10 protein-coding genes and 2 pseudogenes are annotated in these 9,473 nt (G+C 55.9%); all 12 read left to right on the top strand.

The features are described 5' to 3' along the window. The first annotated feature begins 148 nt into the window (after positions 1 to 148). Positions 149 to 703 (top strand): aminoglycoside N-acetyltransferase AAC(6')-Ib3, encoded by a 555-nt coding sequence (locus C3406_RS25620; protein ID WP_032488579.1) that lies wholly within the window; start codon positions 149 to 151, stop codon positions 701 to 703. 75 nt (positions 704 to 778) lie between these two features. Next, entirely contained in the window at positions 779 to 1,243 is a 465-nt protein-coding gene (gene aac(3)-Ia, locus C3406_RS25625) for an aminoglycoside N-acetyltransferase AAC(3)-Ia (RefSeq protein WP_002089484.1), read from the top strand. Between the two features lie 118 nt (positions 1,244 to 1,361). Next, positions 1,362 to 1,874, top strand: coding sequence for a GNAT family N-acetyltransferase (locus C3406_RS25630; RefSeq protein WP_103826560.1), 513 nt, complete (start codon positions 1,362 to 1,364; stop codon positions 1,872 to 1,874). Between the two features lie 412 nt (positions 1,875 to 2,286). Then, on the top strand, positions 2,287 to 3,078 hold the full coding sequence (gene aadA1, locus C3406_RS25640) for an ANT(3'')-Ia family aminoglycoside nucleotidyltransferase AadA1 (protein ID WP_001206316.1): 792 nt from the start codon (positions 2,287 to 2,289) through the stop codon (positions 3,076 to 3,078). 163 nt (positions 3,079 to 3,241) lie between these two features. Continuing rightward, positions 3,242 to 3,589, top strand: a complete 348-nt coding sequence (locus C3406_RS25645) for a quaternary ammonium compound efflux SMR transporter QacE delta 1 (protein WP_000679427.1) — start codon at positions 3,242 to 3,244, stop codon at positions 3,587 to 3,589. Beyond that, positions 3,583 to 4,422 (top strand): sulfonamide-resistant dihydropteroate synthase Sul1, encoded by an 840-nt coding sequence (gene sul1, locus C3406_RS25650; protein WP_000259031.1) that lies wholly within the window; start codon positions 3,583 to 3,585, stop codon positions 4,420 to 4,422. The genes C3406_RS25645 and sul1 (C3406_RS25650) overlap by 7 nt, the downstream gene beginning before the upstream one ends. Positions 4,423 to 4,826: 404 nt before the next feature. Continuing rightward, positions 4,827 to 6,368: an IS91-like element ISCR1 family transposase gene (locus C3406_RS25655; RefSeq protein ID WP_000050481.1), complete on the top strand. Its 1,542-nt coding sequence runs from the start codon at positions 4,827 to 4,829 to the stop codon at positions 6,366 to 6,368. Between the two features lie 332 nt (positions 6,369 to 6,700). Further along, positions 6,701 to 7,357: a quinolone resistance pentapeptide repeat protein QnrA1 gene (locus tag C3406_RS25660; protein WP_012579084.1), complete on the top strand. Its 657-nt coding sequence runs from the start codon at positions 6,701 to 6,703 to the stop codon at positions 7,355 to 7,357. Further along, a pseudogene (locus C3406_RS25665) lies at positions 7,354 to 7,563 on the top strand (DMT family transporter); the annotation flags it as partial. The gene C3406_RS25660 and the pseudogene C3406_RS25665, both read left to right, overlap by 4 nt. Beyond that, the gene (gene sul1 / locus C3406_RS25670; RefSeq protein WP_000259031.1) at positions 7,557 to 8,396 is read left to right on the top strand and encodes a sulfonamide-resistant dihydropteroate synthase Sul1; all 840 of its coding nucleotides are present in this window, start codon (positions 7,557 to 7,559) and stop codon (positions 8,394 to 8,396) included. The pseudogene C3406_RS25665 and the gene sul1 (C3406_RS25670), both read left to right, overlap by 7 nt. Before the next feature lie 127 nt (positions 8,397 to 8,523). Beyond that, entirely contained in the window at positions 8,524 to 9,024 is a 501-nt protein-coding gene (locus C3406_RS25680) for a GNAT family N-acetyltransferase (protein WP_000376623.1), read from the top strand. A gap of 320 nt (positions 9,025 to 9,344) precedes the next feature. Next, a pseudogene (locus tag C3406_RS26355) lies at positions 9,345 to 9,413 on the top strand (EAL domain-containing protein); the annotation flags it as partial. Positions 9,414 to 9,473: the final 60 nt, after the last annotated feature.

Consider the following 9,473-nt stretch of genomic DNA (forward strand, 5'->3'; position numbering starts at 1 on the left):
CTGTTTTTTTGTACAGTCTATGCCTCGGGCATCCAAGCAGCAAGCGCGTTACGCCGTGGGTCGATGTTTGATGTTATGGAGCAGCAACGATGTTACGCAGCAGGGCAGTCGCCCTAAAACAAAGTTAGGCATCACAAAGTACAGCATCGTGACCAACAGCAACGATTCCGTCACACTGCGCCTCATGACTGAGCATGACCTTGCGATGCTCTATGAGTGGCTAAATCGATCTCATATCGTCGAGTGGTGGGGCGGAGAAGAAGCACGCCCGACACTTGCTGACGTACAGGAACAGTACTTGCCAAGCGTTTTAGCGCAAGAGTCCGTCACTCCATACATTGCAATGCTGAATGGAGAGCCGATTGGGTATGCCCAGTCGTACGTTGCTCTTGGAAGCGGGGACGGATGGTGGGAAGAAGAAACCGATCCAGGAGTACGCGGAATAGACCAGTTACTGGCGAATGCATCACAACTGGGCAAAGGCTTGGGAACCAAGCTGGTTCGAGCTCTGGTTGAGTTGCTGTTCAATGATCCCGAGGTCACCAAGATCCAAACGGACCCGTCGCCGAGCAACTTGCGAGCGATCCGATGCTACGAGAAAGCGGGGTTTGAGAGGCAAGGTACCGTAACCACCCCAGATGGTCCAGCCGTGTACATGGTTCAAACACGCCAGGCATTCGAGCGAACACGCAGTGATGCCTAACCCTTCCATCGAGGGGGACGTCCAAGGGCTGGCGCCCTTGGCCGCCCCTCATGTCAAACGTTAGGTGGCTCAAGTATGGGCATCATTCGCACATGTAGGCTCGGCCCTGACCAAGTCAAATCCATGAGGGCTGCTCTTGATCTTTTCGGTCGTGAGTTCGGAGACGTAGCCACCTACTCCCAACATCAGCCGGACTCCGATTACCTCGGGAACTTGCTCCGTAGTAAGACATTCATCGCGCTTGCTGCCTTCGACCAAGAAGCGGTTGTTGGCGCTCTCGCGGCTTACGTTCTGCCAAAGTTTGAGCAGGCGCGTAGTGAGATCTATATCTATGATCTCGCAGTCTCCGGCGAGCACCGGAGGCAAGGCATTGCCACCGCGCTCATCAATCTCCTCAAGCATGAGGCCAACGCGCTTGGTGCTTATGTGATCTACGTGCAAGCAGATTACGGTGACGATCCCGCAGTGGCTCTCTATACAAAGTTGGGCATACGGGAAGAAGTGATGCACTTTGATATCGACCCAAGTACCGCCACCTAACAATTCGTTCAAGCCGAGATCGCTTCGCGGCCGCGGAGTTGTTCGGAAAAATTGTCACAACGCCGCGGCCGCAAAGCGCTCCGGCTTAACTCAGGCGTTGGGCAACAAGAAAACCGATATGAACGTACGCACTTGCACTGAATCTGACGTCGCCTCTATCGCAGTCGTATTTACTGAGTCTATTCATGTACTTGGAGCGTCTCACTATGACGCTTCGCACAGGAATGCGTGGGCACCGCGTCCCGCAGATATAGAGGCTTGGTCAGCTCGCTTATCTGGCCTACAGACTCTTCTAGCAATTGAGGGAGATGCGGTTATCGGGTTCATCTCTTACGAGCTTAGCGGCCACATCGAGTTTCTTTACACCGCACCGGGTTCCGAGCGTCGGGGCGTCGCGTCTGTTCTGTACCGTGAGGTTGAGAAAGCCCTCCCAGGTGTTTCGCTCTTCACAGAAGCCAGTCTGGTCGCCAAGCCCTTTTTCCTGCGGCATGGTTTCAGTGTAGTTGAGGAGCAAAATGTCTCCCGTGGAGGCGTCATGTTCCGTAGGTATGCAATGCGCAAGGCAGTTGTCGCCCAACATGGCGCTCAAGCCGACCGGCCAGCCCTGCGGGCTGTCCGTCGGCTTAGCTAGGGCGTTAGAGCAAAAATGAACTGCGCACGCTGTGGCCGCCAGAATTTCGTAGATGCACATCGTTGCGCTCACTGCGGCCACCACTTCTTTGACGGTAGTGACGTGGTGAATCTTCTAGACAAGGCTCAGAAGCGCACTTGGTTAAGGCCGCGAAACATCGCCATATTCCTTGCGGCCTGGGCGCTACTGGTGGTGGAGATCGTCACCTACGCGGGTAAAGCGCCAAGTTCTCCTCAGGGCTGGGCGGCGCTCATACTGCTCGGGCCTATTGTGTACGTCGTACTAGCAACCTGTGCAGATACAATTTTTCGAAAGCCATGAATACAGTAAATCGCTCATGCTCTAACCAATGCTTCCAGCCGACGCTACGGCCTTACGGCCTCCGCGCGTCTGAAGCTGGGCGTTAAACATCATGAGGGAAGCGGTGATCGCCGAAGTATCGACTCAACTATCAGAGGTAGTTGGCGTCATCGAGCGCCATCTCGAACCGACGTTGCTGGCCGTACATTTGTACGGCTCCGCAGTGGATGGCGGCCTGAAGCCACACAGTGATATTGATTTGCTGGTTACGGTGACCGTAAGGCTTGATGAAACAACGCGGCGAGCTTTGATCAACGACCTTTTGGAAACTTCGGCTTCCCCTGGAGAGAGCGAGATTCTCCGCGCTGTAGAAGTCACCATTGTTGTGCACGACGACATCATTCCGTGGCGTTATCCAGCTAAGCGCGAACTGCAATTTGGAGAATGGCAGCGCAATGACATTCTTGCAGGTATCTTCGAGCCAGCCACGATCGACATTGATCTGGCTATCTTGCTGACAAAAGCAAGAGAACATAGCGTTGCCTTGGTAGGTCCAGCGGCGGAGGAACTCTTTGATCCGGTTCCTGAACAGGATCTATTTGAGGCGCTAAATGAAACCTTAACGCTATGGAACTCGCCGCCCGACTGGGCTGGCGATGAGCGAAATGTAGTGCTTACGTTGTCCCGCATTTGGTACAGCGCAGTAACCGGCAAAATCGCGCCGAAGGATGTCGCTGCCGACTGGGCAATGGAGCGCCTGCCGGCCCAGTATCAGCCCGTCATACTTGAAGCTAGACAGGCTTATCTTGGACAAGAAGAAGATCGCTTGGCCTCGCGCGCAGATCAGTTGGAAGAATTTGTCCACTACGTGAAAGGCGAGATCACCAAGGTAGTCGGCAAATAATGTCTAACAATTCGTTCAAGCCGACGCCGCTTCGCGGCGCGGCTTAACTCAAGCGTTAGATGCACTAAGCACATAATTGCTCACAGCCAAACTATCAGGTCAAGTCTGCTTTTATTATTTTTAAGCGTGCATAATAAGCCCTACACAAATTGGGAGATATATCATGAAAGGCTGGCTTTTTCTTGTTATCGCAATAGTTGGCGAAGTAATCGCAACATCCGCATTAAAATCTAGCGAGGGCTTTACTAAGCTTGCCCCTTCCGCCGTTGTCATAATCGGTTATGGCATCGCATTTTATTTTCTTTCTCTGGTTCTGAAATCCATCCCTGTCGGTGTTGCTTATGCAGTCTGGTCGGGACTCGGCGTCGTCATAATTACAGCCATTGCCTGGTTGCTTCATGGGCAAAAGCTTGATGCGTGGGGCTTTGTAGGTATGGGGCTCATAATTGCTGCCTTTTTGCTCGCCCGATCCCCATCGTGGAAGTCGCTGCGGAGGCCGACGCCATGGTGACGGTGTTCGGCATTCTGAATCTCACCGAGGACTCCTTCTTCGATGAGAGCCGGCGGCTAGACCCCGCCGGCGCTGTCACCGCGGCGATCGAAATGCTGCGAGTCGGATCAGACGTCGTGGATGTCGGACCGGCCGCCAGCCATCCGGACGCGAGGCCTGTATCGCCGGCCGATGAGATCAGACGTATTGCGCCGCTCTTAGACGCCCTGTCCGATCAGATGCACCGTGTTTCAATCGACAGCTTCCAACCGGAAACCCAGCGCTATGCGCTCAAGCGCGGCGTGGGCTACCTGAACGATATCCAAGGATTTCCTGACCCTGCGCTCTATCCCGATATTGCTGAGGCGGACTGCAGGCTGGTGGTTATGCACTCAGCGCAGCGGGATGGCATCGCCACCCGCACCGGTCACCTTCGACCCGAAGACGCGCTCGACGAGATTGTGCGGTTCTTCGAGGCGCGGGTTTCCGCCTTGCGACGGAGCGGGGTCGCTGCCGACCGGCTCATCCTCGATCCGGGGATGGGATTTTTCTTGAGCCCCGCACCGGAAACATCGCTGCACGTGCTGTCGAACCTTCAAAAGCTGAAGTCGGCGTTGGGGCTTCCGCTATTGGTCTCGGTGTCGCGGAAATCCTTCTTGGGCGCCACCGTTGGCCTTCCTGTAAAGGATCTGGGTCCAGCGAGCCTTGCGGCGGAACTTCACGCGATCGGCAATGGCGCTGACTACGTCCGCACCCACGCGCCTGGAGATCTGCGAAGCGCAATCACCTTCTCGGAAACCCTCGCGAAATTTCGCAGTCGCGACGCCAGAGACCGAGGGTTAGATCATGCCTAGCATTCACCTTCCGGCCGCCCGCTAAATATCTCCTTTTGGGTTGTTAATAAAACATCCAATAAGTTGACTGTGCGTGAAAAAGAAAGTTTTGTGTGATGGCGTTGAAGATCGCACCGTTAAGCTCTTATGTGGGATGGTGCAGAGCTCGACGACTACCGATAAAACGCAACCGCCGCAAACAGACAAGAAAAAGCCCCAACTGATAACAGTTGGGGCTTCAGTATTGTGATTGGTGGAGCAATAGCACCCTGAACCCAAAACCTTCTCGCTCAACCGGTAGTGGCTGATAACAACTCGTGAGGGCTATTGCGGGTTAAGCATTTAGCGATGTCTAGGGCCAGACTGGACGTCTGAACGCAAGCCGCTGATACTGTACATAACCACAGTATCAGCGGAGGATACCCATGTCGCTGGCAAGGAACGCCACGGCGAGTCAATCGCCCACTCAAACAAACGGTTACGAACGCCACCAACCCGACCAGACGCTGCTCTACCAGCTGGTTGAGCAGCACTACCCAGCCTTCAAAGCCTCACTCGAAGCCCAAGGTCAACACCTGCCTCGCTACATCCAACAAGAATTCAACGACCTCCTCCAATGTGGCCGTCTGGAGTATGGTTTCATGCGGGTTCGCTGCGAGGATTGTCATCACGAGCGTCTGGTCGCCTTCAGCTGTAAACGACGCGGCTTTTGCCCTAGCTGCGGTGCCCGCCGGATGGCCGAGAGTGCGGCGCTGCTGATAGACGAAGTCTTCCCCAAGGAGCCCATTCGCCAGTGGGTGCTCAGCTTTCCTTTCCAGCTACGCTTTTTGCTGGCTCGCCATCCCCAGCTGATGGGCCAGGTCTTGAGTATCGTCTATCGTACACTCTCAACTCATCTGATCAAAAAAGCCGGTTACACCAAAGCCTCTGCACAAACTGGCTCAGTGACTCTTATCCAACGCTTTGGCTCCGCGCTAAATCTCAATGTCCACTACCACATGCTGTTTCTCGATGGTGTCTATGCCGAAGATGACTATGGCAAGCAACGCTTCCATCGTGTCAAGGCACCCACTTACGATGAGCTGAATACGCTCGCTCACACCCTCAGCCATCGCATCGCTCGCTGCATGGAAAAGCGTGGGATTTTGGAGCGTGATGCCGAGAATACGTGGTTGACACTGGAAGAGGGCGAAGACGATACGCTGACTCAATTACATGGTGCTTCGGTTACGTATCGCATTGCCGTCGGCCCCCAGCAAGGGCGCAAAGTCTTCACCCTGCAAACCTTGCCAGGGCGTGAGGATAAAGCCGACTCAAGCAGTCGAGTAGCCAACCATGCTGGTTTCTCGCTACACGCCGGTGTGATGGCCGAAGCGCATCAGCGGGATAAGCTTGAGCGCTTGTGTCGCTACATTAGTCGGCCAGCGGTTTCAGAAAAACGTCTGGCATTAACCGCCAATGGGCAGGTGCGTTACGAGCTCAAAACTCCGTACCGCAATGGCACCACCCATGTGATCTTCGAGCCGCTGGACTTCATCGCCAAACTCGCTGCGTTGGTACCTAAGCCGCGAGTCAACCTCACACGCTTCCACGGCGTCTTTGCACCGAACAGCAAACACCGAGTTCAAGTAACACCCGCCAAGCGGGGCAAGAAGCCCGACAAATCGGAAGGTCTCGATACTAACTGGCGTGACAAGAGTCCTGCAGAGCGCCACCGCGCCATGACCTGGATGCAACGCCTCAAGCGAGTCTTCAATATTGATATTGAAGTCTGCGAACACTGCGGCGGTCACGTCAAAGTGATTGCCAGCATCGAAGATCCGAAGGTCATTGAGCAGATTCTCAAGCATCTGAAACAGAAAACAGCCAAGGCGAATGCCGCCAAGCAGCGTGAGCTGCCACCAGAACGAGCGCCGCCACTGACTCCCAGCCTGTTCGATCCATCACAGAGTCGTCTCTTTGACTGACGACCCCAAATCCAACACTGCTCAACACTGCCAACTTTTAAACGGGGCGGTGGGGCAGTTTGTATCTCTCGAGCTATCAGGCTAGAGATTTTACCGCCAAATCGAACCTTATTAGAGCGGTTTAGGCTGGACCGGCAGTTAAAATTGGGGCTTGAGCGGTAAACGAGTGAGGGAATTTCAGGTAAGATACTTCGGATGAGGAGCAAAAAGGTGGTTTATACTTCCTATACCCCTGCAAAGGTTGTTGGGAAGGCGCGAACCAACCCCATGTTTGCCTGCCTAGGCAAAGCTCGCCGAAAGAGTTAGCACCCTCCCTGATTAAAGGAAGCCGTATGGATATTATTGATAAAGTTTTTCAGCAAGAGGATTTCTCACGCCAGGATTTGAGTGACAGCCGTTTTCGCCGCTGCCGCTTTTATCAGTGTGACTTCAGCCACTGTCAGCTGCAGGATGCCAGTTTCGAGGATTGCAGTTTCATTGAAAGCGGCGCCGTTGAAGGGTGTCACTTCAGCTATGCCGATCTGCGCGATGCCAGTTTCAAGGCCTGCCGTCTGTCTTTGGCCAACTTCAGCGGTGCCAACTGCTTTGGCATAGAGTTCAGGGAGTGCGATCTCAAGGGCGCCAACTTTTCCCGGGCCCGCTTCTACAATCAAGTCAGCCATAAGATGTACTTCTGCTCGGCTTATATCTCAGGTTGCAACCTGGCCTATACCAACTTGAGTGGCCAATGCCTGGAAAAATGCGAGCTGTTTGAAAACAACTGGAGCAATGCCAATCTCAGCGGCGCTTCCTTGATGGGCTCAGATCTCAGCCGCGGCACCTTCTCCCGCGACTGTTGGCAACAGGTCAATCTGCGGGGCTGTGACCTAACCTTTGCCGATCTGGATGGGCTCGACCCCAGACGGGTCAACCTCGAAGGAGTCAAGATCTGTGCCTGGCAACAGGAGCAACTGCTGGAACCCTTGGGAGTAATAGTGCTGCCGGATTAGCTCTGGTTCTGAAATCCATCCCTGTCGGTGTTGCTTATGCAGTCTGGTCGGGACTCGGCGTCGTCATAATTACAGCCATTGCCTGGTTGCTTCATGGGCAAAAGCTTGATGCGTGGGGCTTTGTAGGTATGGGGCTCATAATTGCTGCCTTTTTGCTCGCCCGATCCCCATCGTGGAAGTCGCTGCGGAGGCCGACGCCATGGTGACGGTGTTCGGCATTCTGAATCTCACCGAGGACTCCTTCTTCGATGAGAGCCGGCGGCTAGACCCCGCCGGCGCTGTCACCGCGGCGATCGAAATGCTGCGAGTCGGATCAGACGTCGTGGATGTCGGACCGGCCGCCAGCCATCCGGACGCGAGGCCTGTATCGCCGGCCGATGAGATCAGACGTATTGCGCCGCTCTTAGACGCCCTGTCCGATCAGATGCACCGTGTTTCAATCGACAGCTTCCAACCGGAAACCCAGCGCTATGCGCTCAAGCGCGGCGTGGGCTACCTGAACGATATCCAAGGATTTCCTGACCCTGCGCTCTATCCCGATATTGCTGAGGCGGACTGCAGGCTGGTGGTTATGCACTCAGCGCAGCGGGATGGCATCGCCACCCGCACCGGTCACCTTCGACCCGAAGACGCGCTCGACGAGATTGTGCGGTTCTTCGAGGCGCGGGTTTCCGCCTTGCGACGGAGCGGGGTCGCTGCCGACCGGCTCATCCTCGATCCGGGGATGGGATTTTTCTTGAGCCCCGCACCGGAAACATCGCTGCACGTGCTGTCGAACCTTCAAAAGCTGAAGTCGGCGTTGGGGCTTCCGCTATTGGTCTCGGTGTCGCGGAAATCCTTCTTGGGCGCCACCGTTGGCCTTCCTGTAAAGGATCTGGGTCCAGCGAGCCTTGCGGCGGAACTTCACGCGATCGGCAATGGCGCTGACTACGTCCGCACCCACGCGCCTGGAGATCTGCGAAGCGCAATCACCTTCTCGGAAACCCTCGCGAAATTTCGCAGTCGCGACGCCAGAGACCGAGGGTTAGATCATGCCTAGCATTCACCTTCCGGCCGCCCGCTAGCGGACCCTGGTCAGGTTCCGCGAAGGTGGGCGCAGACATGCTGGGCTCGTCAGGATCAAACTGCACTATGAGGCGGCGGTTCATACCGCGCCAGGGGAGCGAATGGACAGCGAGGAGCCTCCGAACGTTCGGGTCGCCTGCTCGGGTGATATCGACGAGGTTGTGCGGCTGATGCACGACGCTGCGGCGTGGATGTCCGCCAAGGGAACGCCCGCCTGGGACGTCGCGCGGATCGACCGGACATTCGCGGAGACCTTCGTCCTGAGATCCGAGCTCCTAGTCGCGAGTTGCAGCGACGGCATCGTCGGCTGTTGCACCTTGTCGGCCGAGGATCCCGAGTTCTGGCCCGACGCCCTCAAGGGGGAGGCCGCATATCTGCACAAGCTCGCGGTGCGACGGACACATGCGGGCCGGGGTGTCAGCTCCGCGCTGATCGAGGCTTGCCGCCATGCCGCGCGAACGCAGGGGTGCGCCAAGCTGCGGCTCGACTGCCACCCGAACCTGCGTGGCCTATACGAGCGGCTCGGATTCACCCACGTCGACACTTTCAATCCCGGCTGGGATCCAACCTTCATCGCAGAACGCCTAGAACTCGAAATCTAACGTCCGTTCGGGCATCGAGGTCCATGTCGGGGTGGGACGGGCCCGTGGCTTCAAGATCACTTGCAGTCCGACCGCGATGTCTTGGTTGCGCGAGAGGTTGTCGATATCCTCCACTTCCATCATCAACCCTGGATAATGCCGCCGCCGTCATCGCCGCCGACGCCCGTGCCGGGCTTTTCGGGCCTGTCAGGCTTGCTCGGCCTTCAGCCTGCCTGGGCGAGATCTCCGGCGGACGGATTAACGGCGGAGCTTCGCCGCCTTTCGTGCGTGTGAAGGCCGAAGATAGTTCTCTCAAAAACATCCGTTTATGAGAGATACCAAATGTCATTTTCAGAAGACGACTGCACCAGTTGATTGGGCGTAATGGCTGTTGTGCAGCCAGCTCCTGACAGTTCAATATCAGAAGTGATCTGCACCAATCTCGACTATGCTCAATACTCGTGTGGGCT

The sequence above is a fragment of the Leclercia sp. LSNIH8 genome (genome assembly GCF_002920195.1).
In the GTDB taxonomy this organism is placed as follows: domain Bacteria; phylum Pseudomonadota; class Gammaproteobacteria; order Enterobacterales; family Enterobacteriaceae; genus Enterobacter.